This window comes from Rhodopseudomonas sp. AAP120, from assembly GCF_001295845.1.
Classification (GTDB): Bacteria; Pseudomonadota; Alphaproteobacteria; order Rhizobiales; family Xanthobacteraceae; genus Rhodopseudomonas.
On record NZ_LJIC01000015.1, the window covers coordinates 95,238 to 121,163 of the forward strand.

At 63.3% G+C, this 25,926-nt stretch carries 22 protein-coding genes; 9 read left to right on the forward strand and 13 right to left on the reverse strand.

Annotation, left to right across the window (positions count from 1 at the left end; genetic code table 11):
• Positions 1–150: 150 nt before the first annotated feature.
• Both IP86_RS02480 and IP86_RS02490 read left to right on the forward strand, forming a co-directional pair.
• Positions 151–1,236, forward strand: a complete 1,086-nt coding sequence (locus tag IP86_RS02480; RefSeq protein ID WP_054160986.1) for an acyltransferase family protein — start codon at positions 151–153, stop codon at positions 1,234–1,236.
• Between the two features lie 7 nt (positions 1,237–1,243).
• The gene (locus IP86_RS02490) at positions 1,244–2,701 is read left to right on the forward strand and encodes a NosD domain-containing protein (RefSeq protein WP_082363778.1); all 1,458 of its coding nucleotides are present in this window, start codon (positions 1,244–1,246) and stop codon (positions 2,699–2,701) included.
• Between the two features lie 337 nt (positions 2,702–3,038).
• On the opposite strand, the gene IP86_RS02495 is transcribed toward IP86_RS02490, so the two are convergent.
• Complete coding sequence (locus IP86_RS02495; RefSeq protein WP_082363780.1) at positions 3,039–4,520, reverse strand: undecaprenyl-phosphate glucose phosphotransferase; 1,482 nt, start codon at positions 4,518–4,520, stop codon at positions 3,039–3,041.
• Positions 4,521–4,679: 159 nt separating this feature from the next.
• On the opposite strand from IP86_RS02495, the gene IP86_RS02500 reads away from it, so the two are divergent.
• Positions 4,680–5,825: an ABC transporter substrate-binding protein gene (locus IP86_RS02500; RefSeq protein ID WP_245290512.1), complete on the forward strand. Its 1,146-nt coding sequence runs from the start codon at positions 4,680–4,682 to the stop codon at positions 5,823–5,825.
• A 110-nt stretch (positions 5,826–5,935) separates the two neighbouring features.
• On the opposite strand, the gene IP86_RS02505 is transcribed toward IP86_RS02500, so the two are convergent.
• The 4 genes from IP86_RS02505 to IP86_RS28435 all read right to left on the reverse strand — a co-directional run bounded on the left by IP86_RS02505 (position 5,936) and on the right by IP86_RS28435 (position 10,567).
• Positions 5,936–7,279: a UDP-glucose dehydrogenase family protein gene (locus IP86_RS02505; RefSeq protein WP_054160989.1), complete on the reverse strand. Its 1,344-nt coding sequence runs from the start codon at positions 7,277–7,279 to the stop codon at positions 5,936–5,938.
• Positions 7,280–8,305: 1,026 nt separating this feature from the next.
• A complete protein-coding gene (locus IP86_RS02510) occupies positions 8,306–8,776 on the reverse strand; it encodes an H-NS histone family protein (RefSeq protein WP_082363786.1) in 471 nt (156 codons plus the stop codon).
• A gap of 705 nt (positions 8,777–9,481) precedes the next feature.
• Positions 9,482–10,048, reverse strand: coding sequence for a hypothetical protein (locus tag IP86_RS02515; RefSeq protein ID WP_054160991.1), 567 nt, complete (start codon positions 10,046–10,048; stop codon positions 9,482–9,484).
• A gap of 252 nt (positions 10,049–10,300) precedes the next feature.
• Positions 10,301–10,567, reverse strand: a complete 267-nt coding sequence (locus tag IP86_RS28435) for a hypothetical protein (protein WP_156332361.1) — start codon at positions 10,565–10,567, stop codon at positions 10,301–10,303.
• 1,232 nt (positions 10,568–11,799) lie between these two features.
• Between IP86_RS28435 and IP86_RS02525 the strand changes: the two genes are divergently transcribed.
• On the forward strand, positions 11,800–12,192 hold the full coding sequence (locus tag IP86_RS02525; protein WP_054160993.1) for a hypothetical protein: 393 nt from the start codon (positions 11,800–11,802) through the stop codon (positions 12,190–12,192).
• Between the two features lie 12 nt (positions 12,193–12,204).
• Here IP86_RS02525 and IP86_RS02530 read toward each other — a convergent pair whose 3' ends face one another.
• The 3 genes from IP86_RS02530 to IP86_RS02540 all read right to left on the reverse strand — a co-directional run bounded on the left by IP86_RS02530 (position 12,205) and on the right by IP86_RS02540 (position 14,246).
• Positions 12,205–13,410: a hypothetical protein gene (locus IP86_RS02530; protein WP_054160994.1), complete on the reverse strand. Its 1,206-nt coding sequence runs from the start codon at positions 13,408–13,410 to the stop codon at positions 12,205–12,207.
• Positions 13,411–13,564: 154 nt separating this feature from the next.
• Positions 13,565–13,843 (reverse strand): hypothetical protein, encoded by a 279-nt coding sequence (locus IP86_RS02535; RefSeq protein ID WP_054160995.1) that lies wholly within the window; start codon positions 13,841–13,843, stop codon positions 13,565–13,567.
• A 139-nt stretch (positions 13,844–13,982) separates the two neighbouring features.
• Positions 13,983–14,246 (reverse strand): hypothetical protein, encoded by a 264-nt coding sequence (locus tag IP86_RS02540; RefSeq protein WP_245290513.1) that lies wholly within the window; start codon positions 14,244–14,246, stop codon positions 13,983–13,985.
• Positions 14,247–14,499: 253 nt separating this feature from the next.
• Here IP86_RS02540 and IP86_RS02545 point away from each other — a divergent pair, with 253 nt between their 5' ends.
• Complete coding sequence (locus IP86_RS02545) at positions 14,500–14,730, forward strand: hypothetical protein (RefSeq protein ID WP_054160997.1); 231 nt, start codon at positions 14,500–14,502, stop codon at positions 14,728–14,730.
• Positions 14,731–14,765: 35 nt separating this feature from the next.
• On the opposite strand, the gene IP86_RS02550 is transcribed toward IP86_RS02545, so the two are convergent.
• The 3 genes from IP86_RS02550 to IP86_RS02560 all read right to left on the reverse strand — a co-directional run bounded on the left by IP86_RS02550 (position 14,766) and on the right by IP86_RS02560 (position 16,680).
• The gene (locus IP86_RS02550; protein WP_156332362.1) at positions 14,766–15,017 is read right to left on the reverse strand and encodes a hypothetical protein; all 252 of its coding nucleotides are present in this window, start codon (positions 15,015–15,017) and stop codon (positions 14,766–14,768) included.
• 227 nt (positions 15,018–15,244) lie between these two features.
• Entirely contained in the window at positions 15,245–15,931 is a 687-nt protein-coding gene (locus IP86_RS02555) for a hypothetical protein (RefSeq protein ID WP_054160999.1), read from the reverse strand.
• A gap of 11 nt (positions 15,932–15,942) precedes the next feature.
• Positions 15,943–16,680 carry a metallophosphoesterase family protein gene (locus IP86_RS02560; protein WP_054161000.1) on the reverse strand — a complete coding sequence of 246 codons (738 nt, stop codon included), beginning with the start codon at positions 16,678–16,680 and terminating at the stop codon, positions 15,943–15,945.
• Positions 16,681–17,240: 560 nt separating this feature from the next.
• Here IP86_RS02560 and cas5c point away from each other — a divergent pair.
• From cas5c to cas7c, 3 genes are read left to right on the forward strand one after another with little or no spacing between them, the layout of a single operon-like run.
• The gene (gene cas5c / locus IP86_RS02565) at positions 17,241–17,936 is read left to right on the forward strand and encodes a type I-C CRISPR-associated protein Cas5c (protein ID WP_054161001.1); all 696 of its coding nucleotides are present in this window, start codon (positions 17,241–17,243) and stop codon (positions 17,934–17,936) included.
• A complete protein-coding gene (gene cas8c / locus IP86_RS02570) occupies positions 17,933–19,681 on the forward strand; it encodes a type I-C CRISPR-associated protein Cas8c/Csd1 (RefSeq protein WP_054161002.1) in 1,749 nt (582 codons plus the stop codon). The genes cas5c and cas8c overlap by 4 nt, the downstream gene beginning before the upstream one ends.
• Positions 19,678–20,631 carry a type I-C CRISPR-associated protein Cas7/Csd2 gene (cas7c, locus tag IP86_RS02575; protein ID WP_054161003.1) on the forward strand — a complete coding sequence of 318 codons (954 nt, stop codon included), beginning with the start codon at positions 19,678–19,680 and terminating at the stop codon, positions 20,629–20,631. The genes cas8c and cas7c overlap by 4 nt, the downstream gene beginning before the upstream one ends.
• 378 nt (positions 20,632–21,009) lie before the next feature.
• Here the strand turns inward: cas7c and IP86_RS02580 are convergent, their stop codons facing one another.
• Together IP86_RS02580 and IP86_RS02585 are read right to left on the reverse strand one after the other, a co-directional pair.
• Positions 21,010–21,594 (reverse strand): GNAT family N-acetyltransferase, encoded by a 585-nt coding sequence (locus IP86_RS02580; protein ID WP_502693983.1) that lies wholly within the window; start codon positions 21,592–21,594, stop codon positions 21,010–21,012.
• Positions 21,578–23,935 carry an Orn/Lys/Arg family decarboxylase gene (locus IP86_RS02585; RefSeq protein ID WP_054161005.1) on the reverse strand — a complete coding sequence of 786 codons (2,358 nt, stop codon included), beginning with the start codon at positions 23,933–23,935 and terminating at the stop codon, positions 21,578–21,580. The genes IP86_RS02580 and IP86_RS02585 overlap by 17 nt, the downstream gene beginning before the upstream one ends.
• A gap of 517 nt (positions 23,936–24,452) precedes the next feature.
• On the opposite strand from IP86_RS02585, the gene IP86_RS02595 reads away from it, so the two are divergent.
• Positions 24,453–25,904 carry an Arm DNA-binding domain-containing protein gene (locus IP86_RS02595; RefSeq protein ID WP_012495617.1) on the forward strand — a complete coding sequence of 484 codons (1,452 nt, stop codon included), beginning with the start codon at positions 24,453–24,455 and terminating at the stop codon, positions 25,902–25,904.
• The last annotated feature ends 22 nt before the right edge of the window (positions 25,905–25,926 follow it).

Below are 25,926 nucleotides of genomic sequence, written 5' to 3' on the forward strand. Positions count from 1 at the left end.
AGCAGCCTCGACGCCTGATGGTGGCGCCTGCAGCCGTCGTCCGTTCGAGATCGGCAGAGCGGTCCGGCCAATCCTTCGAGCGTTCCTTCGCCGGTTATCTCGTCCATTCCGATTGCGGGCATCCGCGCATCGGCGAACACAGAGATCTGTATGGAGACTTCGTCCAAGGTATCGACCAGGGCTTCGATCGAGACCCTGCAGATCGGCCGCGCGTTTGCGGCACTCGCTGTCGTGCTGTTTCACGTCGAAACCACGCTCGGGCTGCCGAAATATCTCGGCCGCGAGATCTTTCCGGTGTTCGAGCCCGGTGAAGCCGGCGTTTACTACTTCTTCGTGCTCAGCGGCTTCGTGATGGTGACGGCCCACGCGCGCGATCTCGGCCGCAGCGACGTCGTTCTGCCATTCCTGTGGAAACGGTTTCGCCGCATCTACCCCGCGCTCTGGGTCGTGCTCGCCTCGCAGGCGGCATTGTTCTTGATGATTCCGCAGGACCGCATCGCTGCCGCCGAGCTGCCTTGGATCATGCTGAAGGATTTTATGATCCTGCCTTGGGGCGGCCCGTCGCTGCTGTCGGTGGAGTGGACGCTGCGCCACGAAGTCCTGTTTTATATCGCGTTCGCCATCATCCTGCTCGCGCCGGAGCGGCGCTGGGTGGTCACCGGCGCGGCGATCGCGGCGATCGCGATCGGGCACTTCGTCACGATGCCGGCGCCGTTCGACCGCGTCGTATCCGGCTACAATTTGCTGTTCGGCTTCGGCGTTGCCGCGGCCTTGCTGTATCGGCGTGACGCGGTGGCCAATCCGCGCGCCGTGCTCACGCTGGGGCTCGCCGTGTTTGTGTCGAACTGGGCGGCCCTCGCCGTCGGGCTCTACGACAAATCCATGATGGTGATCTGGGCCTATGGCATCGGCGCAGCGCTCATTATCGTCGGAGCTGCCGCGCTGGAGCGAGGCTCGGGCTTCGCTGCGCCGCCCTTTGTGCGTCTGCTCGGGGACGCCTCCTATGCGATCTACCTGGCGCACTATCCGGTGGTTTCGGCACTCTGCAAGGCTCTCACGCGCCTTCAGGCTCACGTTCCGTTTCCGGACTGGCTCGTCTTCAGCATCGTGTTTGTCGCCGCCGTGGCGGCGGGGCTGGTCTTCCATATCCTGATCGAGCGTCCGCTGATGGCCTGGCTTCCCACCCGCTTCGACGCTAGCGGCATCCGTCCGAACCGCCCCCGCCTCCGGAGCTGAGCTCAGCATGATCGCCGACCGCCCGCACCCGACCGCTTCACGCCTCCTCCTTCTCGCACTCGCCCTCGGACTGATTGTCCCTCTGCAGCTCGCCGCCGCGGCCCGGGCCGCAGCAGCCGGCACATCCCTCGACGTTCGCGCCTTCGGCGCCCGCGGTGATGCGACCAGCGACGACACCGCGGCCTTCCAGGCCGCCGTCGATCGCGCCGCCGAGATCAAGGGCACCGTCCACGTCCCCGCCGGTCGCTACCTCGTGGGGTCGATCGAACTGCCCTCTCACATCGCGATCGAAGGCGAAGGCGACGCCTCGGTGCTGACACTGCGGCCGCAGCCGCTCGCGCATGAAGGTCGTTCGCCGCTTCGGCCCGGACACATGTTCCTGCCGAAAGCCATGAACGCCGTGGCGGCGGTGGAGGACGTCCGGATCTCGCGGCTGACGCTGCTCGGCAACAGCCGGGCGCAAAACAACGGGCGGCCGATGCCGCTGTCAGGCGCCATCCACGGCATCGCGATTCTCGGCGGTAAGGGGTGGACGGTCGATCACGTCCGCGCCGAAGATTTCGACGGCGACGGCATCTATCTGGGAGCGAACACTGTCTATCCAGGCGCGATCGACATCGGCAACGGCAAGCTGCGTTGGCCGCACGGACAATCACCTGACGGACAGCCGATGGCCGTCGGCAATCTGATCGAAAACAACATTGTCCGCGGCAATCTTCGCAACGGCATGATGATCGCGCACGGCGACGGCAACGTGCTGCGCAACAACCTGTTCGAACGTAATCAAATCGGGATCGTCTGCGAGCCTCGGCCCGCCAAGGGCGAGCCGTGCGCAACGCCCGACTCCTTTCCGAAATACTCACCCGCGGTGTACGAATCGGCAGAAATCGACCTCGAGCCCAACCGCATCAAGATGCGCCCCGGCGAACCGGTGATCTGGCAGCAGGTCACCAACACGCTGATCGAAGGCAATACGTTCCGAGACGGTCCGCGGATGGCGATTCAGATCGTCAAGGGCGATGCCGAGATCTCCGGCAACAAGATCGTCCGCAACACCTTCGTCGACAACGCGGCGGGCGGCATCTTGATCTTCGCTCCCGGCGCCACCCGCAACATCATCGCCGACAACGACTTCAGCTGGAAAGACGCGACCCACCTGCCCTGGATTCTGCGCATCCACGGCGGCAACGGCAATCGGATCGTCGGCAACCGCTTCCGCGGCGAGCGGCCGGCTGGTGGACGCGTGGTGCAACTGGAGCCGGGCACGCGGCTGAGGACGACACGCTGCACGATCTTTGCCGACAATGTCATCGACGTGGCGGCTTTGCCCAGCACCGCGCTCGTGAGCGTCGACTCGACGCTCGCCGACACGATCGTGTCCGGAAATCGCTTCCTGCGCGGCGGCACCATCGACATCGCCGCCAGTTCGCGACTGAGCGGAGACGCATCGGCCTGCAATCAGTAACTGCGGTGCTCCATCGCACCGCTTCTGCGGAACGCTTGCGCCGCTACGCGGCTAACAGACGCCTTCATTGCATGATTCACGATCGCGTCCTCGGCAGCGTTCCAATGCGGCGCGCCGCTATCGACCAAAGATCGCTCCGCTCGGGCGCACCTTAACGGCGTGCCGAGTACAGCCAGCGCTCCCGCCTCCTCCGACAACACACGCGCACCGGGCCGCTGCGTCGCCTTACGCCCAGCGCTTCGAGGGGCCTCGCCGAAGCCCGCGGCCTTGCGAAAGAGACGCTCCCGGGCTCACGCTTCGTCCTTCCATCATTTCCAAGCGATCGTGGCTGACGGCCTTAGTACGCCGACGGTTGGTGGAAGCCGACCAGCAGAGTCTTGAACAAGATCGCGATGTCGAGCGCGATGCTCCAATTATCGATGTAGCTGAGATCGTACTCGACGCGCATCTGCATCAGCTCCAGTGTGTTGGTCTCGCCGCGATAGCCGTTGACTTGGGCGAGACCGGTGATGCCGGGCTTGACGTGGTGGCGGAACGCGTAATTGGCGATGATCTGTTCGTATTCGGAGTTATGCGCGGTGGCGTGCGGCCGCGGTCCGACCAGCGACATCTCGCCTTTCAGGACGTTGAACAGCTGCGGCATTTCGTCGATCGAGGTTTTCCGCAGCCAGGCCCCGATCCACGTCACGCGCGGGTCGTTACGAGTGGCCTGAACGATCTTCGGACCGTCCTCGAGCACCCGCATGGTGCGGAACTTGAAAATCTTGAAATCACGACCGGTGAAGCCGTTGCGGGTCTGACGGAAAAACACCGGCCCCGGCGAGCCGAGCTTGATCAGGACCGCGGCGATCAGCATCACCGGCGCGAACAGCACCAAAGCGACCGATGCACCGACGATGTCGACGACGCGTTTGACGGCCCGCTCGCTCCAGCTTAGCGGCGCGCGCCGCAACTCGGCCGTCCAGGTACTGCCGGCATTGACCAGCGGATAGCTGAGAAACCGCGATACATTAGCGTCGGGAACCAGATAAACCGGGATCGGCAGGATCTTCAGGATATCGAGCAGACCGTCGATGGCGTTCTGCCGATCCCAGCGCATCAACAGCAGGATCTGGTCGATCCGGTTTTGACGGCAGTAGCCGATCAGATCGTTGAGGCGTGGCGCGATCGCCGACATCATGAACGGCGACGTCAGATCGTGGGAGTTGATTTCCAGCGTACGGTTGACGCGGTACCCGTGGCGCCGCAATTCGAGCATGGCATCCGAGGATTTGTGCATGTCGGATTCAGAGATGACGACGACACGGCCGTTGGCAAAGGCGCCCGACTGCAGTGCGTAGACCGTCAGGCGCGACACCAGAGCCTTCCAGCCGAGCAGCGCGACCAAGCCGAGCACGAACATCGACAGCGTGACGCCCCGCGAGAATTCGCCGCTGACCTTCATGGCGAAGGCGATTGCGAGCAGTGCGGCGAACACCGCCGTCCAGGTCGCGATCGTCATCTTGATCTGCTGCGACAGCTCGACCAGGTTCTTCACCCGATAGCCGTCCTGCAACATCATGAGCAGGCAGAAGTTGACCCCGATCAGCAGGCTCGCGGACGCATAGGTCTCGATCGTGAAGGGACCTGTGCTGGGGAACAGATCGTAGAACAGAACGCAGGCGACACCGCAGATGATGCTGATCAAGCCGTCCGCCACCGGCAGCAGGCGCTCGATCACGGCGGGCCTCAGCCAGTTTCGCCGCGGCTCCAACGGCAACACCCCTGCCGTCGCGCCGTCGTCGGGATGGGGCAGTTTATTCGAGGTGGTGATTGTCATCGATTAAACTTTCCGTTCCGGAAGATTGGCTCACGAACGATCTGCATTCGAGTTAATTCGTCGAGCTCGCGACCCACCCAACAGATATTTCAATCCGCCCGTTTTGCCTATTTAATTTTTATGTTTAAATTAAATGCACCATTTAATTCGGGATCAAAGTTGCCACGGAAGCAGAATAAAAAGCGAACACAACGGCGACTGCTGCGGATCGCGGCAGCCCTGCTCACCGTCATGGCGTTGCTCGGCTCGGGCTGGCTGATCGTGAGACCGGAATCGCCGCCACCCCGCGATGGAATCTCGCCTCATCGCGTCGTGAAGCGTGCTGATTCGATACCATCGGCCCTGCTGATCGATGGGCAACTCGGACCGCGCTTTGCCGGCGAGATCGTGGCCCATCGCAGAGGACTGCTGCCGCCGCATGTCGATGTACGAGCCGAGCCAGGCGCTCCCGATTTCGTCGCGGACGTCGTCCGGCGCGGCGCGATCGGCGTGACGACCGGCGCCGCCTTTCTGGCCGCCGCATGGCGCGGCGTTCCCGTCACAGCTTTTGCGGCGAGTCTTCTGGAGACACCTACGGTGATCCTGACGCTGGAATCGTCGGGACTTCGCCGCCCGTCCGATCTGATCGGCAAAACCATCGGTCATCGCAGGGGCAGTGAAGGCGACATCGTCGTCGACGCGATGCTGACGCAGCTCGGCCTTCCCCGCAGCCGCATCAGCAAGATCGACGGGGCCGACTCGATCGCGGCGCTGCGTACGGGAACGGTGGATGCGATCATCTCGTCGGTCGACCGATTGCCGCAGCCCTCGGACGCCGACTTCGTTCGCACCAACCGGATGGCGCCTCAGGACTTTGCCATTCACGTTCCGGGCTTGGTCTATTTCACCAGCACGAAACTCCTCCAGGAACATCGCGCCGAAGTGCTGGCTATTCTCGAAGCCCTGATCGATGGGTGGAGATTTGTCTACGCCGACTACGCGCGAAGCGTGCCCGTCATCGTCGGCAGCGATCCCGGCCGGTTGCGGGCCGAGCGCGTCCGTTTCGACCTCGACCAACAGCGCGACCTGGTGTTGCCCACTGGAGGCCGGATCGGCGATTATGATGACAGCCGCTGGCGCACGCTGCGCGACGTTCTGATCTTCGCCAAGGTCGGCGACGAGACCGTCCCACTGCCGCAATCCGTCGATTTTCAGTTGCTACGGGAGGCGTATCGACGAGCGCGCGAGACCGCGTCGTCGGCCGCGATCGGGCGCGGCAGCGATGCGGTCGGCTTTCCGGAATCGACGTCGAGCGTCGTCAAATAGCGCCGCGGCGCGGAAGCGGCCTCGCCTTAAACGGCCGGCGCAAGCGTCTCCGCCTGAACACTGGAACCGGGCGCGCGGATCGGCGCGCCCGCCCTGCTACGCCCGCCTCGTCAAGCCGGAACCGGTTCGGGAACGATCGTTGTCCGATGGTGCGCCCGTCCGATACTGAAGTAAGCGAAGCCCGATTCGCTCATCTGGTCGGGACGATAGACGTTCCGGAGATCGACGATCACCGGCTGCTTCATCGCCTGCTTGAGGCGGAGCAGATCCAGCGCGCGGAAGTGAACCCACTCGGTGACGATCACCAGCGCATCGGCACCATGCGCACAATGATAGGCGTCCTCGCAATAGGTGATGTCCGGCAGCTCGTCGCGCGCTTGCGTCATGCCGGCCGGGTCGAAGGCACGGACACGCGCGCCCATGTCCATCAGGCCGGTCACCAGCGGAATCGACGGCGCTTCGCGCATGTCGTCGGTGTCCGGCTTGAAGGTCAGCCCCAGCAAAGCGACGGTCTTGCCGCGCAGCTGCCCACCGAGAGCCTGCGAGACCTTGCGCGCCATCGCGCGCTTGCGATTGTCGTTGACCGCCAGGACGGCCTCGACAATGCGCAATGGCGTCTCGTGGTCGAGACCGATCTTCACCAGCGCCCGCGTGTCCTTGGGGAAGCACGAACCGCCGAAACCCGGGCCCGCGTGCAGGAACTTCGGACCGATCCGATTGTCCATGCCGATGCCGCGTGCGACGTCCTGAACGTCGGCGCCGACCTTTTCGGCCAGATCCGCCATCTCGTTGATGAAGGTGATCTTGGTCGCCAGGAATGCATTGGCGGCGTATTTGATCAGCTCGGCCGTGCGACGGGTGGTGTAGAGCAGCGGCCCCTGATTCAACGACAGCGGCCGATAGATCTCGCCGAGCACTTTACGCGCACGTTCGTCCGACGTGCCGATCACGATACGATCGGGAAACTTGAAATCGCGGATCGCGGCGCCTTCGCGCAGGAATTCGGGATTCGACGCCACCGCGAAATCCGCGCTTGGACGGGCATCGCGGATCAGCCGCTCGACTTCGTCTCCGGTGCCGACCGGAACGGTCGACTTGGTGACCACGACGGTGAAGTCCTTTAAGGCGGCGGCGATTTCGCGCGCGGCCGCATAGACGTAGCTGAGGTCGGCATGACCGTCGCCGCGGCGCGACGGCGTTCCCACGGCGATGAAAACGGCATCCGCTTCACCGACCGGCACGGTCAGATCAGTCGTAAACCCCAGTCGCCCCGCCCTGACGTTCGTGGCGACCAACTCGTCAAGCCCGGGCTCGTAGATCGGGATCTCGCCACGATGCAGCGCGGCGATCTTGTTGGCATCCTTGTCGACACAGACGACGCTGTGACCGAAATCGGCGAAACACGCGCCCGACACCAGGCCCACATAGCCCGTCCCAATCATCGCTATTCGCATCGGTTACCTTTTCTGCTGCATCAATGAGGTCGACCTGAGACGCTTGGATTCACCAGGTGGGCCGTCGGTCCGGAGCACTCGCCGCAGGTCTCGGCACGCACTCGCGGGAACCCGCCAGACCACCATTAAATAAAACTTGTGCGCAGCACAATATAATACGAGACAAACTACAGAATTAAATACATTAAATATTCATCCACCGCCCCGGACAGCAATCCAGCTTTATCGCAGGCGCCGAAGCGGAGTTCGATCAGGGTCGGAGCTCGCCAGCGCGACATAGGGCGCCGGCCGAACGTGGCATCCGGTATCAAGAACGGAGCTGCTTGGGAAACTGCGATCCAAGCCGCTGTATAAAATGGAACAAGAAACCATCTGTCGAAATTATATGCAGGGCTGATCAAGATGGTGGCTATTTAAAGTACGCCCCTATTGCGGTGAGTTAAAGAGAACAGGTTTCTCCGGAGCCTCCCTCCTGCTGAGTTCGTCCGCGTTATCCTTCGCGGAAGAAGAACGCGTTGATGCGACAATTTGTCGCATTTTGCGCATCCCCTGCGTCTCCCGTGCGGTGGATAAGTGAACCTCTATCCGGCCCTATCCTGGATTGCATGCGCCGAACGACTCGCGCGAACGAATCGGCCGAAGAACGTGCCGACGGCTGCTCGCGCGAACCTGCGCGGCGCGATTTTGCGTCGGCGCCGTTTGCGCCCCTCTCTCGCGGGCGCCAACACGTCGAGATTACAGCGGCCTTTCTGAACACGTATGACGCGATTTCAAAAAATTCCCGGCTCGCAGCGATGCCGGTTGTCTAGACGGCTTCCAGGGTCGCCTCGCTGGGCGTGGGTGAGTGCCTCATGAGACCCAGGCCGCGTCAGTGGTGCGCCCCTGCGGGAGAAACTCGCGCCAAACACCCACGCCGCCAGGAGGGATGACGCCAGGCAGCATGCCTCAGCGCAACTTGAAGCGGCCTAAAAACCGAAAGGCCGCTGCGTGATGCAACGGCCCTTGAAAGCTCGGCTCGGTCAGCGCTCAGCGCGCCTTCCTGCGTTTGCTGGTCGGCTTATCTATCAGAAAATCGTTCAGGGTCTTACCGTCCTTCATCTCGGCCAGCAGCCAGCGTGGCTGCTTTCCTCGGCCGGCCCAGGTGAGCGACGGATTCCGAAGGCTGCGGTACTTCGGATAAACCTTCGGATATGGCCGCCGCGCCGGCTTGGCAGCCGCCTCCGGCTCGGGCTCCGCCTCATTCACCGTCACCAGCCCCGAACGCAGCTTGGAGAGATGTGCCTGCAGCTTCTCCTGATCCAAACGGACCTTGGAACTCAGCGACTGGAGCTTGGTGCACAGCATCTGCCCAACACGCTCGTGAAACAACAGCAACTCATCGACTGTCATCACTGTCGGATCCAGCGTCTTCCAAGCAGCTTCCAAACGGCTGTTGCGCTTCTCCGATCCGCCGCTCACCGCGTCTGCGGCGGTAGAGCGCAGATAGTGCACCCTCATGATCGACCCTCCGACTCGTTCTTGCCTGCTGTTTCCACGTGCCATGGCTTTAGGCGTCTGATGCTTCTCCGAAGTAGAACGCGCACGCGTGCTACAACTCGGTGACTTTTTGTGAGACGACGGACGTGTGCACTATTATACAAAATGCCGCCCCGCAACTATTCGTCTAAATAATAACTAAAATCGCTTAACGCGAGTGTACTTTGACTGCGCACTCGGGGACTGCGGACCCGGGCTGAGCCGCAGTTCCAATGCTGCGTCGCAAAACCAATCTCCGAACTGCTCATTCATAACTCTCCGCCGCCCATCGCCTCTCGGAGCGCGTCCATTTTACGACCGATACGCCCCAAACTTCGCTCGGAGCATATTTAATAACCGCGCTCCTCTGCGTCGTCCCAAGGTAGTGAATACTCTGACGCTTAATTGGTTGCTGTGAGGCGGAACAAAATCGCGTGTCCGTGTAGCGGTCCCCCCGCACATCTCATGCGCGACAATGTGAGTGAGTTCCAACAGCGCTGCGCGCCGCCAATAACCTCTCCTCGCCACGCACGTGGCCATTTAAGCAATTCCCGCTGCGACGGCGTGTCCCTCCAGATACAGGCGGCGCCCACCAACTCACAACTCGAAGCACCACCGTCTCGGCCTGCGCCACGGGATGCATCAGTACGGCTGGGCCGACGCACCGGCGGGACTGCCAGCCGACGATCACTCCCCCACGACTCGACGGTCTCTCCGCTTCCTCGACGGTTGCCCCTTTTGCGCAGGAGACCGCGCGCTACGCCGGAGCGTCGGAAGAAGTTTCTTCTGCATCAAGAAAGCCAGCAACGCGATGCCGCCTTGATAGATGAAGTCGGCCTCGGCCCTGATTTCGGCAGCCGTGACCGGAATGAGTTCTCCACTCAGTTCACCTCGCGCGCCTCGCGTCGCGATCAGACATTCACCCGTCTGAGGATCGAGGCAGACCGAGTTGTGGATGTAGATCGCAGCGCGTTCGAAACCGTAACTGATTTGCTGGAGGAGTTCACCGAGGCGATCGCGGTCGGCATCCACGATCGCGCTTGCCGCGAGGCTGTTCAACGCGTTCTCGAACGAACGCGTTGCCGCGCGCGCGGTCATTCCCTTGGCAGCCGTGGTGTCACCACGCCCGCAGCCTCGGATCGCCAGCTCCACGACGTACTCGGTATGAGCCGACGCGACCGCAACCTCGCCGATCGCAGCCAGCAAGTCCGCCGGGATCGCGTGTGGATCGAAGTTGTACTCTTTCTGCGGCATCGAAAGTCTGGAACTTTCCCTAAACTTGGAGGAAAACGAAAGCGGCCACGATCGCCATCAGGCGATGTGTCGTCCGTTTCGCGAATCGCGAGTTGTTTGACCTGATCGAGCATCCCGACTCTGCGTCCTCCCCCGGCGGGCACCGATTAAAGCTATGGCGTGAGCCAAGAGGGCGAGCGAGTTGCTCAGCGCGCATGATGCTTGCGTAAACTTCCAAAAATGTCGAGTCCATTCGATTCCGTACAAGCGTTCCTAACCGGTTGTTGGAATCCAATCGTGCTCGAAGAATGGCAATTCGCAACGCGCGTCGCGCCCAATACCCGCGCCTTCGCGAAGATGAACAAAACAATCGTGAAAATGAACAAACTCATCGGGAAGACGAACGGCGCATTTTATATCGACCGATAGCAGCGCGCGGCGATCTTCGAAAAGCGCCCGTTTTAGCGGTCTTTTTGCAACTACTCGAAAATTTAAATGAACGCCTTCACGATAATTTAGCCGGCACACAAAACTCGACACGCGACTCCGCGAGCCGAACGCGGCATTTATTTCAACCGCGCCGGATATTTATTTCTGAACGCCGACGGACGATATGCGATCGTCGTCCGCAATACGGACTACGTAGTATTACGAGGATTTGCCTAAACTTCGATGCATCCGCCGTGAGAGCGGCGCGCAGTGCCGAGTTCAATCCGCATTCGAACCTCGACTAAGTTTGAGCGTGGCGATCTTGTCCTCGCCTCATGCGGCGTCGCGGCGAATGCCCGACGAGGAACTCACCGAGAGCCACAGCGATCGAGCCAGATGGTTCAACGCGACTGCGCGGCAGAACCGCAGCCCCGGACTTTGCAACTAAGCGCGAGGATCGCGGAATGCTTCCAGGAACAGCCGCCGCTCGATGACGTCCAGCGCGCCGACGCCGCCAACGGGCGAGCTGTGAGGCTGCAACGCTCCGACATGGGGCAGCTCACGAACATCGCTTACAACTGCAGGCGCCCGCTCACAGCCGCGTGATGTTCGGCGGTCGGCCCAGCGGGCTTCGTACGCCCCCGTACGACTGACAAACGCGCGCCAGGAGCGTTCGCGGCGCATTCTCGCGCGGATGACCACCAGCCGGTGGATCCAACCTCGAGAGAAGACCAGACCAGCGCGCCTAGCCGGCTCCTGCGCACGCATTCTGGCCGGCTTGATAGAGCTGCCAGACGACCAAGCCGAGCGACAAACAAGCGATTGCGAGAGATCCGATCAACAACTGCAGCCGCTCATCTACAATCATTCATCCCTCCCTCATCCGGCTCAGCCTCCCCCGGCCGCCGTCAGGATCATTCGGGGAACGTGTCGCAGTTCCGCTCCGGGACCGACCGGGCCATCCTGGACATTCTCCGGCCCCCTTAAACATTTATATTATATTTAATTCTCAAATTTATCTCTCCCGGGGCGCGACTTAGAGTCGAATCTATTGGCGACCGCAGCGAAGCGCCCTATTATAATCGCGATTTAATTCGGGGGCGAACGTGGCGGACATTGCGCGGAGGATACGAACCGGGGTGGGAACCGCGATTTTCCTGGCGGGTTGCCTGATCGCCTACATCGCCGTAGCCGGCGTTACCTTCGGCGCGATCGCCTGGACATGGGTGCGCAACGAGCCCGGCGCACATTGAACCGCAGGTCCCACGACATCCGGACAGAAACGAAACTCCGGCTCGCGATCAGTCGCAGTCGGCTCGGCAACAGGAGGCGCAGTCGGAGTGATGTTCAAGCTGTTCGCACGCACACAGCCGGATGCTATGTTCCGGGCCCGCTCGCCGGAACGCGACCGCCGCTCCGACGCGCTACGCGTCGCCTCGATCGCCGGCAGCATCGACGCCGCCCTCCAGGCCTCCCGCGTCGAGCATGCCGGGCTCGACAGACGACTGAACGATGTGCTGGCGCGTGCCGCGATCACAGTCGGCAACGATGCGGACGAATATCTGGATCGGGAGCCCGCCAACACACATCTGCAGAACGTGTTCAGCTTCGAAATCGCCAACGGCGAACGCCGCCTGCGTGAGTTGGAGGCGAATATCCGTCATTTCGAGACGTTGAAGGCCACGCTCGTGGCCAGCTTTCCGGAGCACGCGGACGCGCTCGCGACGAACAGGTAGCGAACGCCGGCGTCAGCCTCCTGGACAAGGCATGTAGAACATGCCGTTCGTCGCGTTGACCCGCTCCAAACACTGCTGCGGATCGGTAACCGGCCCGTCGATCGAAAGGTCGTAGGCCTGCCCTTTGATGACCAGAGCGTAGCGCCCCGCCGGCAGCGGCCGGTCGTCGGCCTCGGGCTGGATCATCACCATCTCGGACTGTCCTTCGATCGGCGCGGCCCGGTAGGGAAACGAGATATTGCGGATGACCCAAACGTCCTGATCCCGAGCGGCGGCTGATGTAGTGTCTCGACGCCCCGCCATGGCAGTTTTCACCTTGGCTACAATCCGGAGCTGCACGGCATCGGGTACATTGGCGACCAGATCTCGCCTGAAAACCACAAAGCGCGGTCGGCTGGAGGCAAGATGCGCGTCGCTCGGCGTGGCGATGGCCGCGGAAATCGCAACCCGCGGATCGGGAACACGACCGGGCAGCGCTTTCAGCTCGACCAGCCGGTCCGCGTCGATCACGTAGACGCCGAAACTTGTCGGCAACGGGAAGCCCGGCCCGGCCGGCGCAGCAGACGCCGGTGTCGTCTGGGGCATAACCTCTGGCGCGGTGCCTTGGCCCACGACCGAACGGAGTGGCGCATCGGCAACGGCCGGCGCCCCCCTTAATTCGACGATGGCCCGGTGCAGCCGGCTCCAGTTCACAGCCACAGCGCCGCTGACCACGACGAGGGCGCCAATCAGCACCAGTCGTCCGACCACCGCAAGACCCGCGATGGTGGAGCCGTCTTGCGACAATCGCCGGCCTCGCGCCGTGGCCACCGGATCGCGCTGCCTCGCATTGCCGGCGCCAGCCTCGCGCCCGGCGTCAGCCGTTACGTCGCCCTGCAAGAGCGCGCGCGCAACGACGAAGGGCGGCACCACATCGTCTGGCGCGGCCAGTCGTGACAATGCCGACGGCCAGCGCGGCTCCGGCACGCGCCCCTCCGAACAACACTCCAAGCCTTCGATCGCGCCGTCGAGCGCTGCTGCCAGACGTGCGATGTCGCCGTCGTCCCGGCTGCGGAACTCATCTCGGAGCTTGATCCGCGCGAGTTCGTAGACCGTATGACGGAGCTGCGCCTGATCGGCCTGGGCGGTTTCGATCAGACGCGACAGGACCAGCGCAAAATGCACCTGCAGCGGATCATCTGCCGGTGGCAACACCAATTTCGTAGCGTTCTCGGTCATGTCTCGACTTGAGTTGTATCGGCTGCCGGAACGCTCGGCGTTCGGAGGCAGCAAAAATCCGCCCAGCCGCTCGACATCGCGCCCCTGCGACGGCCGTCCGCCGGTTACGGCGACGCAACACATTTAAATCATTTCTGTCCGGAGCCTGCGACATTTAAAGCCCGCGGTGCATTCGGGCCCCGATCGGAACGTCGCCGGCATCCGAGAGTTGGCTCGCGAAGGTCGTGCCGCCCCACTGACGCCCGGAGTTCACCATGCGGATTATTGTCGCGGCAGCAGCGCTCCATTTCGCGATCTGCGGCTCGGTTGCCCGTGCGCAGGGCGTCAACGATCCGCCAACTTCGGCTTCCGGCCCGACCAACTCCGGCGCGTCCGCCTCGACGCCGTCTCGCCCGACGTCGACACCGAATCTCGGCCCTCCGAGATCCAGCATTCCGCTCGGCATTCGCCCGCCACTTCGCGAATATCGAAACTTCAGGCAAGACGGCCGTCCGCGCGACAGATAGCAACGAGCCTTCCGGCCGGGCCGGACAGAAGCACGGCCCGCCGCGCTCCTCCGAGCAAGATTTCCCTCAATAGGCGCGGCGCAGCACCGGCTCGCTGGGCTCGGAGCAGACGCGTTCCCAGTACCAGCCATACTCAGTCTGAACTCGCACCAGCGGACAGCGCCGCCAGCCCGTGTACCCCTGCGGATAGGGCCGTGCCCAGAACGACGCCGGAACGACGTCCGCGCGGTGCGCCAAGGGCACCGGCGACATCGCGGCACTCGCGACAGACGGCGCGGCGATCGCAGCCACGACAGCAAGAACTCCAACAGACACCAAATTCCGCACCATCCAACACCCCCTCGCCATCGGCATGTGCAACCGCCAGGAAACGGCTCGGCCGGTTCGCCGGGTTACGCATGCGGATTATATTAAATCCGACCGGCTTCGAACAGCGCGAACCCGCTTTCACTATTTAAATTTATGGGAGTGTGGCTATTCGGCGTGCCGTCATGCCTCGGACCGCGTCGGCAGATTTAATATCTGGAAACAATTGTGATCCCTCGCTACACTCCGATCAACTTTAAATGCGGAGGAAATCGAAATGCTCCGAATTACGCTGATTTTGGCCGCCATGACGAGCGTCACGGCCGCCGAGGCACAGGGCGTCAGGCAAACCGCGACCTCGGGAGCGATCAGGCCGACCGGCCAGAGTGCGACGGTCCAACCCTCGCGTCCCACCGCGATCCAGAATATTCCGAACAACGCGCTGCCTCCCGGCAGAGCCGTTCAACGCACCTACCGGGACGGAAAATTGCAGTCCCACCTGCGCTGAATGCCGATTGCGAGCGCAGAGTCGGAAAGCGAAGTTCACTTGGCCGGGGATGCGTCGGCCGCTGGAGACGGCAGTTCGCCGTTCTTGTCGATGCAATCGCGCCGAAATTTCTCGCGTGCCTCGACGCCCGACATGGTGCCGACGCGCTGATTTGGAAATGCGAGAAGCGCGGCGGATTGGCATTTTTTCGCCACCGCCGCCGAGATTGCCGAAGCGGGCGACGCCGCCATGATTATCCAAAAGGTCGCCGTGACGAGCGACAGCACAAAGCCAAACATCCGTGCCAAAGACGTTCCCCCTCTTGCCCGGCGTATTTGCACCACAGGACCGGGAGGAACGCAATTCGTCCCCAAATTAAATCTTGCGATTTCGGCTGAGGACGCAGGGATGGTTAAATCCCCGCCGTGTCCGGCCGATCCCGATCGCCGTCGGCACCCGGCGACACCACTGACGCGGCGTAAAGTGGATGGCGAATTTGGCAGTTTCTGCCGGCTTGGCCGCGATGCGGGCGGACCTACTGCAACGTCGCGGCAAACCGGCCATCGACTGCGGACACCGCAGCCCGCAAGAACGCGCGTCCGGCGGGCGTGGCCTCGCGGTAGATCGCGCGCAATTCGTCCCCCTGCGCGGCCGGCGTCGGGTTCAGCATCGTCCGGATATCCGCCTGTGCCAACAGCCGGATCTCTTCGTCGTCGGCGGCCGCTGTGGTCGCCACGGCCCGCAGCCGCGTGGCCGTCGCGCCGGCCGGGATCGGCCCGGTCAAGAACGACAGTTTCAACGACGTCGACGCCGGCTCGCCCGCTTGGCGATTCAATAAGGCGAGCAGCAGCCAGTGTTCGGCCGAGAGTGGCGAAACAGACAACGCCGCCCTCAGCGCGGTCTGCGCATCTGAATTGGCTATCCGCAGTCCTGAGGCTTCGGCCGACGGCTCGGCGAGCAGCCGGCGAGCGCGCGCCTCCGCATCGTGCGACAAGGCCGGTCCGTCGAGCGACCAAAGCGCCACCGCCCTACCCGCCCCGTTCAATTCACCATGCTCGGCGCTCCAGGGCAGCGCGATCCGCGCAGCCGCATACAGCAGCAACACCGCGCCCAGCCCTGCGGTGGCGATCCGCCAGGTGGCGGCGCCATGTCCGCTACCGACTTTGCGCATCGGGCGCCCCGGCGGCATCGGCGACGCATCGCGATCGAGAATTTGCAGCATCGGCCCCCGATTTAAATCGCCACCATCCCGTCGTCCTGCATGGCGAGCAGAGTGAGCTTTCCGGTCGCGTAGGCGCCGGTGTCGATATTCACCCGGTTCGGGTGGATCTCCGGCTCGGCCACCGGCGTGTGGCCGTGAACGATATATTTGCCGAAATCGGCCGAGCTGTTGAGGAACTCATCGCGGATCCAGAGCAGGTCTTCGTCCCGCTGCGCCTCCAGCGCGACGCCGGGCCGCACGCCAGCGTGGACGAAGTAATAATCGCCGATGCTGAACGAGGATTGCAAGTCCCGCAGGAAGGCCAGATGTTCGGTCGGCATCGCCACTGCGAGGCCCGCCACCAGATCGGCCTGCTCGTCCGGCCCGGGATTGACGCTCGGCCGCAGCCCGTAAGACAGCAGCGTCGGCAAACCGCCGAACAGCCGCCAGTCCGCGACCTTGCGCGGCTCCGCCAGGACGTCGAGCATGAAGGCTTCGTGATTGCCTTTGAGGCACATCGTCTCGCGAGCGCCTCGCCGCTCGATCAACAGATCGAGGACGCCGCGCGAGTTGGGTCCGCGGTCGACATAATCTCCGAGATACACCTCGATCGCGCGAGCGACAGGCCGAAGATGAAGATCGGCGTCGATGGCGGCGAAATTCCGCGCCAGCAGGTCGGCTCGTCCGTGAATGTCGCCCACCGCGTAGATCCGGACGCCGGATGGAAGGCGCGGCTTGGGCGTGCTGGATTTAAATCGGAGAAGCGCCATGACCTCGTTTACAACACAGATCTCGCGAAATCGAACACGAACTGGTCGGTCAAGCCGCCGGCTTCACGCGGCAGATCCCGCACCGAGCCAATCCGCCGACCGGACACTCGTCGCCCAATCTCATCATGTCGTCGCATCCGGCCCGCACACACCTTGCCGAGCACGACGGCGGAGCGCGTGAACGCCGTCTGTGGTGACTGATCGTGGTGAATTTGTGCCTGCACCCGATCGTGCCCATCATCCGTCTGATGTATCGGGGACAGGGTTCGAATTGCGTCGGCTTCCGACTGCGCGCTACACGAGCGGGGTCGTCTAGACTTGGTTACGGCTCTGGCGGGACGGCAGGCGTGCGTGCCACGCGTGGCGCAGCCGTACCAAATCAGGACGCCTCCACGTTGCTCGGCTTCGAACGACGACGGCCGGCGATCTCAGCGACCTCTGCGCTGACGTCGGAGCACCTGCGCAGCTCGACGCGTATGTGGACTTCAGGGGCCGGTGAATTGCCAGTGGCGACTTGTCATGTTTACTTTTTGCCGCCGGATTGAGGCCGAGGATCGAGTATGGCGTATGGCGTTCGCCTCCGTGTGAAGGGGCGATGGGCATTGTTCACGCGGCCGGAGATGAAGGTCGAGCGGGTCTCCTATGACGTGATGACCCCGTCCGCCGCGCGCGGCATTCTCGAAGCGATCCACTGGAAGCCGGCGATCCGCTGGATCATCGATGAGATCCACGTCCTCAAGCCGATCCGCTTTCAGTCGATCCGCCGCAACGAGGTCGGCGCCAAGGCACCGGTCGCGACGATCCGGAGGGCGATGAAAAGCGAAGAGATCGGAGACCTCGCGCTGGTCATCGAGGACCATCGGCAGCAGCGTGCAGCGACGTTGCTGTCGAACGTCGACTACGTGATCTGCGCGCATTTTGCGATGACCACGAAGGCCGGCATCGACGACAACGAAGCCAAGCACCTCGACACGTTCAATCGGCGAGCCCGCAAGGGACAGGCGTTTCATCAGCCATGCCTCGGCACGCGCGAGTTTCCGGCGAGCTTCGAGCTTCTGGAGCCGCACACGCCGTTGCCGCAGCCGGATCCGGAGGATCGTACGGCGGGGCTCGGTTTCGGAATTCCGCGCGACCTCGGCTTCATGCTCTACGATATCGACCACGGCGGCGACGGCGGTTCGGTGCTGTTTCGCGCCACGCTCGACCGCGGAGTCGTCAAGGTGCCGCCGCCCGATTCACCGGAGCTGCGGCGGTGAGCGCGCTGGCCGCCCTCGTTCGCGTCTACGCGCGTATGGAGGCGCGCGGCGAGCTCCCGCCGTTCGGGTACTCGCACCAACGCATCGGTTTTCTGATTTCGCTGCATGCGGACGGCACCGTGGCCGGAAAGCCGATCGATCTTCGCATCGGCACCGGTCGCAAGAAAACCTCGCGGCTGTTGGCCGTGCCGCAGCCGGCCAAGCGGACGTCGGCGATCGCGCCGAATTTCCTGTGGGACAAGACCGCCTATGTGCTCGGCGTGACCGCGAGCGAGGCCAAACGGACCGCGCAGGAGCACTGCGCCTTTCGCGACCAGCACCACGCTTGGCTGGACGACAGCCACGACGAAGGCTTGCGAGCGCTCCTGCGCTTTCTCGACAGGTGGAGACCGGAGCAGTTCGCGGAGCGTGGCTGGTCCGCCGAGATGCTCGATCAGAATGTGGTGTTCGCGCTCGAGGGCGAACGTCCGCTCTCGATCTTTCTGCATGATCGTTTGGCGGCCCGTGCCGCATGGACGCGGCTGATGGATGGTGGAGACAAGGCCGATACGATTTGTCTGCTGTCCGGCGAACGGGGCCCATTGGCCCGGCTGCATCCCGCGATCAAGGGAGTGACCGGCGCGCAATCGTCGGGTGCATCGATCGTGTCTTTCAATCTCGATGCCTTTACCTCCTACGGCCATCAGCAGGGCGCCAATGCGCCGATCTCGGAAGCAGCGGCCTTCGCCTATGGCACCGCGCTCAACCGGCTCCTCGACCGCGGCAGCGGCCATCGCCTGCAGATCGGCGATGCCACGAGCGTGTTCTGGGCCGAAGCGGCCACTCCGGCCGCGGCGACGACAGCCGAGCTGATCTTCGCCGGTTTGCTGAACGCCGATGACAACACCGAGTTCTCCCGCGTCGGCGCGATCCTGGAGCAAGTCGCCGAGGGCCGACCGATCGGCGCACTCGATCTGGGCCTTCCCGCGGGCGTCCGCTTCCATGTGCTCGGACTGGCGCCAAACGCCGCGCGACTTTCGCTCAGGTTCTACGTCGAGGACGATTTCGACGTCATTGCCGAGCGCTATCTTCAGCATCTGCAGAGACTTCGGATCAGTCCGCCGCCGCGCGAACCGACTCCCTCGCTGCGGCGTTATCTGATCGAGACCGCCGTGCTGCGCAAGAGCGAGAACATCTCGCCCCATCTTGCCGGCGAGTGGCTGCGCGCGATCCTCACCGGCTCGCACTATCCGCTTACACTGCTGTCGGCCCTGATCACGCGGCTCCGCGCCGACCATGACGTCAACGCGTTGCGCGTCGGCCTGATGAAGGCGATTTTGATCAAGAATTTCAGAATGGAGGTCCCGGTGGCACTCGATCCGGACTGCACCAACAAGGGGTATCTGCTCGGGCGGCTGTTCGCCGTCTACGAGCACATCCAGACAGCGGCGCTCGGACGCAACGTCAACTCCACGATCAAGGACAAATTCTACGGAGCCGCCAGCGCTCAGCCGCGCAAGGTGTTCCGAATACTTGACAACGGCTCGTCCAATCATCTTTCCAAGATCGGCAAACAGCGACTGGGTCATCGCGCCCACCTCGAGAACGCTGTCGGCTCGATCATGGAGGCGATGTCGCCGGGCGACGATCCCTTCCCGGCGATCCTCTCCGAGAAGGAGCAAGCGATGTTCTCACTTGGCTATTACCACCAGCGCAACGAGTTCTTCCGCAAGACCGGGAGCGGCGTGCCGGAGATCGCGGCATGAATCCACTCGCTCACCGTTACGACATCGTCTTTCTGTTCGACGTCACGCGCGGCAATCCCAACGGCGATCCTGATGCCGGCAACCTGCCCCGGATCGATCCGGAGACCAATTTCGGCCTGGTTACCGACGTCTCGCTCAAACGCAAGATACGCAACTACACCGAACTGGCGAAAGGCGACCAGCCCGGCTATCGCATCTACGTGCAGGAAGGTGCGATCCTGAACGAGAAGCATCGCGAGGCCTACAAGGCGGTGCGCGGCATCGGCGACAAGGTGGCGAAGGCCGACAAACTCAATCCACAGAGCGATGATGAAGCGCGCGCCGTCACCAAGTTCATGTGCGAGAATTTTTTCGACGTGCGAGCCTTCGGTGCGGTGATGAGCACCGGCATCAATGCCGGACAGGTCCGCGGCCCGGTTCAGGTCACGTTCGCGACCTCGATCGAGCGGATCCTGCCGCTGGAGATTTCCATCACCCGCATGGCTGCCACCAGCGCCAAGGAGAAAGCGGAGCGTGAGAGAACCGACGGCGAGGACGAGCGGATCGAGAATCGCACCATGGGTCGCAAACACATCGTGCCCTATGGGCTCTACCGCGCTCATCTGTTCGTCAACGCCAAGCTCGCCGAACGCACCGGGTTCAGCGAGGACGATCTCGACCATCTCTTCACCTCGCTTTCGGTGATGTTCGAGCACGACCGCTCGGCGGCGCGGGGCGAAATGGTGTCGCGCCGCGCCATCGCGTTCAAGCACGCGTCGACGCTCGGCAATGCTCACGCGCAGGCGCTGTTCGACCGGGTCGAAGTCCATCGCCGCGTCGGCGACGATCTGGTGGACCCCGGCGATGCCCGCCTCGACACGTGTCCGCCGGCAAGACGCTATGCAGACTATCAAGTCACGGTGCACCGCGACGGGCTGCCCCAGGGAATCGAAGTGGTCGAACTGTTCTGATCGATCTGTCCTCGGGTCGAGCCAACGAATGAGGCCATCTCTGCAGGTTCTAGTTTACCACAGCGACATCAATAGACGTTTCCCACAGCTTCCGCGTGGCGGCCTGGATCCAAATCGGGATCTAAAAAGTTATCCCGCCAGGTCGCTTCCGCAGTGAAGCGTGGATCGAAACTACTTAGGGGAAGGCTGAGGACCTCAACGATCGCTCTCACCCGGGAGCGCGGGTCGTAAGCCTGGAGGAGCGGACATCCATGGGACCGTTCAGCATGTGACGCATCTCAGTCGATCCGTCGCAGCTGGCAACGATCACCTAATGTCCGTTCCTCCGCGCCCGCGATGTGGCGCGCGAGATCCTGCAAGAGAATTCACGACCGTCATTCAGGCCGGCGGCGGTGAGGTCGCACCCGCGCCGAGCGAGCGCTGCACCATCACAGTGTCCGCCCAGCGCCCGAACCGATAGGCGACCCCCGGTAGCCGTCCCACCGTTACGAAGCCGAAGCTGGTGTGCAACCCCAGCGAAGCGGCGTTGTCCGCATCAATATAGCCGATCATCTGCCGGGAGCCCGCCGCCGCACAGGCATCGATCAGCTCGCGCATCAGAAGGCGTCCGATGCCGCAGCCGAGATAATCGGGATGGACGTAGATCGAGTGCTTGACGGTGTGGCGATAGGCCGGACGCTTGCGGAACAGCACGACGTAAGCGTAGCCAACGACGACCCCGCCGCGAAGCGCCACCAGATGCGGAAAACGGCGGTTGCGCAGGTTCTTGCGCCGTTCCTTGAGATCGTCGGGCTGCGGCGTGCCATGGTCGTCGATCCCCTCGTCGAGTCCGCGACGGATGTAGTAGCGATAGATGTCGAGCATCGCTTCGACGTCGCCGTCGTGCGACGGACGGATCAGGATCGGCAAAACGCTATCCACGGCAACTCCCGTACACGTCGGACGATTATTCGGCGACCACATAGGTGTAGAGCCGAACACGTCCCGCTTCGTCAAACTCGCGGTACACGCCCTGGATTTCCACCTCGAAGCCGGGGAACTGATTGAAGCTGTGCTCGAACATCTGCAGATAGTCGAGCATCGGCTTCGCGCGTTCGCTCAGCCGCTCGCCGGGCACGATCGTGGCGATGCCAGGCGGATACACCACGAACGGCGTGGTCGCGATGCGGCCGGCGATTTCGCTGATCGGCAGGTAGTCGACATCGTTGCGCACCAGGCAACGCGCCGCATCCCGCGGCGTCATCGCGATCTCCGGCAGATGCTCGGGAAGAAACTGCTTGGCCTGTAGGCCGCTGACGTCGGCATCGCGGAAGAAGCGATGCATCTGTCCGCACAGATCGCGCAATCGCACTCCGGTATAGCGTAGCGGCCGGCGCCGGCAGAATTCCGGGATGACGTCCTCGAGCGGCGCGTTGTCATCGTGCAGCTTCTTGAAGGCGACCAGGCCGCTGATCAACGTCCCCGCCTTGCTGGCCTCGACGCCGGGCGTCAGCAAGAACAGCAGCGAGTTGAGGTCGTTCTTCTCCGGCACGATGCGGTTCTCGCGCAGATATTGCGCCACCACCGGGGCCGGGATGCCGTGCTCGGCATAGCGCCCGGTCGTTCGGTCGAAGCCGGGCGTCAGCAGTGTGAGCTTGTTCGGATCGGTCATGACGAAGCCGGGCGTCATGTTGGCGAAGCCGTGCCAGCTGGCGTCCGGCGCGATCTGCCAGAACGCCGGATGGGTCGCGAGCTGATCGGTGCTCACCGCTTCCCAGGCGACGTCGTGTACCGCGCCTTCGCGCGCCGTATCGGCGATCGTCACCCGGTCGGGCACGAACGGATCGAAGAACCAGCGCCGGTCCGGCCGTGCCTCTTTCTCCTCGAACTCACGCCGCACCGCGCGGATCTTCTTGCGCAGTTCGATGCCGAGCCGGATCGTATCGTCCCACAGCACCTCGCCGGACCGCCCCTTCATCATCTGCGCGCCGACATCGAGCGAGGCGAACAACGGATAGAACGGCGAGGTCGAGGCGTGCTGCATGAAGCTCTCGTTGAAGCGCCGGTGCTCGACCCGCCGCTTCTGGCCGCGGATGTGGCGGTCCTTGATATGGATCTGCGAGGCCTGCGAGAAGCTGGCGAGCTGCTTGTGCGTGGACTGCGTCGCGATGATGCCCGGCGCGTCATCGCCGAGATCGGCCAGGCCCATGGCGAAGCGCCCGGCGTAGAGCGGATGAAACTTCATGAAGCCCGCCCAGGCCTCGTCGAACAGGATGTAGTCGCACAAATGGCCGATGCGGCGCAGGATCATCTCGGCGCTGTGGATGGTGCCGTCATAGGTGCACTGTTCGACCACCGCGACGCGGAACGGCCGCGGCTTGCGCCACGCCTCCGGGTCCTTGACCAGCGGATGCGTGCGGATGCGTTCGCGCAGCGCGGTCTCGTCCAGCGCATCCCAGGCCATCGGCCCGATCAGCCCCCAGGCATTGCGGACGGTGGGCACATAGACCGGAATGCCGCCGGCGATCATCAGCGCGCCGTGATGGGCGGCCTTGTGGTTGTTGCGGTCGAACAGCACGAGGTCGCCGTCGGTGACCAGCGCGCCGAGCGCGACCTTGTTCGAACTCGACGTGCCGTTGAGCACGAAGTAGGTCTTCTCGGCGCCAAAAATCTGCGCGGCTTCCTGCTGCGCGCGCAGCGCCGGCCCTTCGTGGGTCAGGAGATCGCCGAGGTCGAGCACCGAATTGTCGAGGTCGTCGCGAAACACCGCCTCGCCGAGATGTTCGATGAACACCCGGCCGATCGGGCTGCGGCTGTAGAACATGCCGCCATTGTGGCCCGGGCAGGTCCACAGCTGGTTGCCCTCTTCCGCATAGTCGACCAGCGCGCCGAAGAACGGCGTCTTCAGCGTGTCGGCATATTGCTTCAGCCGGCTGATCAGATTGCGCGCGATGAAGGTCGGCGTCTCTTCGGACAGGAAGACGTAGCCGTCGATGAAGTCGAGCACCTCGACCGGCACTTCCTCGAACCGCTTGCGGCGGATCAGCAGCACGATCGGGAAATCGAGACCTCGCCGGCGCATCAAATTGATCAGCGCGGCGGTCTTGCCCTCGAGCCCCTTCTTGCCCCAGTCGACCACCATGCAGCCGATCGCCGCGTCGGTCTGCACCGCGATCTCGGCATCCTCGAGCTTGCGCGCCTTGACGATCTCGAAGCCGGACCGCTCGATCTCGGCGACAATCTGGTTGAAGCGAAGCCCCTCGAGATCATCCGCGTCGAAGGTGGGAGCCGAGAACAGGAAGGTGAAGCGCCTGAAATAGTCCATGAGGATGCCCGGTTGATTGCCGGACACTCTCTCGCTGCGTTGTGTGACAGTGTGGTGACATGGGGGGGCATCGCTCACGCCAGCGTCGCCGGGCGACCATGCCCCGCCGGCGTGGCCGCAACAGCTGCACCATCAATCTCGAACGCATCCGTTTCGAGAAGGTTGGTATCAATCCGATTTAAATGAGATCGTGGCTGGAAGCGTCCAAGACACCACCGGCGTCTGCCCTTGATCGTCAGAATTTCTGCTTCAAGGGGAGACTTGGTGGGCGCACCAGGGCTCGAACCTGGGACCCGCTGATTAAGAGTCAGTCCGGGTCCCATTTATCAGCCTCCCAGTTCGCCACCTATGGGAAGCTAACTCGAATTAGCTTCCCATGAGATTTCAGGCATTTACCAAGAAAACGTCGGATTGCGGAGATCGTCCAGCGGGATATTGACCGCTGCACATCTGCGCGCGAGCGTGCCCCAGTTGGGACCCAGATTGGCCTGGGACCCAGTGATCTGGAGACGACGACGTGCCCGACCTCATCACCGCCAAAGCCCTGGCCAAAGCCATCCGCGACCAGCGCGAAGGCCAGCGCTACGACATCATCGATAGCCGGGTCCCGGGGCTCGAGCTCCGCGTGAAGCCGCGCGGCGTACGGTGGTCGATGCGGTGCCGGCTCCATGGCGACCGGAAGCGCTACGACCTGGGGCCGGCCGTCGCCGGCGACCAGGACATCGGCGGCCTGTCGATCGATGGGGCCAGGTCCCGCGCAGCGCGGATCGCCGAGATGGTCCGGGCCGGACATAACCCGGCCACTTACCTGGCGGCGACGGCCGCCGGCGTCTCAATCGAGACGCAGCGCCGCGTCGAGGCCGAACGGCCGAAGCCGTCTTGGACCTGGGAGACGTCGGTCGAATCCTTCCTCGCCGACGTAATGCGCACCAATCGCCCGGACACCCATCGCGACTACCGCGGCAAGCTCCGGGTCCCCGAACTCGGCCGGTTCGCCGGCAGGCAGGTCGCCGGAATCACCCGCAACGAAATGGCCTCCGCGATCGCCGCAGTCCACAGCCGCGGCGCTGAGGTCATGTCCGAGGGAATGGTCCGCGTCATCAAACGATTGTGGTCCTGGCTCTCTGAAGCGGTCCGCCAGGACGCGACGTCGGTGGCCGACGGCGTGATGATCAAGCTCGCGGCTCCTGCCCGCACAAGATCCGAAATCGGTGAGGAAGCCTTCGACCCAGACGCAGAGGCCGGCGACGCGCCGCCGGAGATCGAGATCGGCCGCGCACTGGCCCTCGCCCGCCTCGGCTGCCTGCCAGATCGGATCGGGCTTGGGATCCAGCTTCTTATCGGGACTGTCCAGCGCCGGCGGGCGGTCACCGGAGCGAACCGCTGGAGATTTCGCAGCTACGCCGAGGTCAACAGCGAGTGCGCCTGGTACATCCCGCCTTATTTCAGGAAATCAGGGACGAAGCGGGGGACCCGCAGCCATCTCGTCCCGTGCGTCGCCTGGGTCTCCGATGTCGTCGAGCGCCTCGATCGCATGTCTGACTTCGAGGGCAGCGAGGGGTGGCTCTTCCCTGCAGGAGCATCGAACAAGTCGAAGCGTCAGCACGCCGAGGCCGGGCTGCTAAACGACTGGATTGGAGCGATGCCAGGCGTCGGCTGGTCGCCGCACGGCGTCAGGTACGCCTTCGCGTCATACGGCGAGCGCGACCTCGGATTCGCTCCGAGCGAAGCAAAATTGATCCTCGATCACATGGAAGGTGTGGAGCCGACCGACGTCACCGGGCAGTTCTACAGCAGCGACCCGAAGATTGGCCGGAAGCGATCCATGATGCGGGCATGGACGGACTGGTGCGACGACTGGTGCAACCGCGCGATCCGCGAAAATCCCGCGCTGCGCGATCGCGATCTGATGTCCGACGAGATCAGGCGGGTGCGGTACCGACGTGGCTCCGACGATGAGGCGGCGTAGGAAATCTCCAGCAAATATCTTA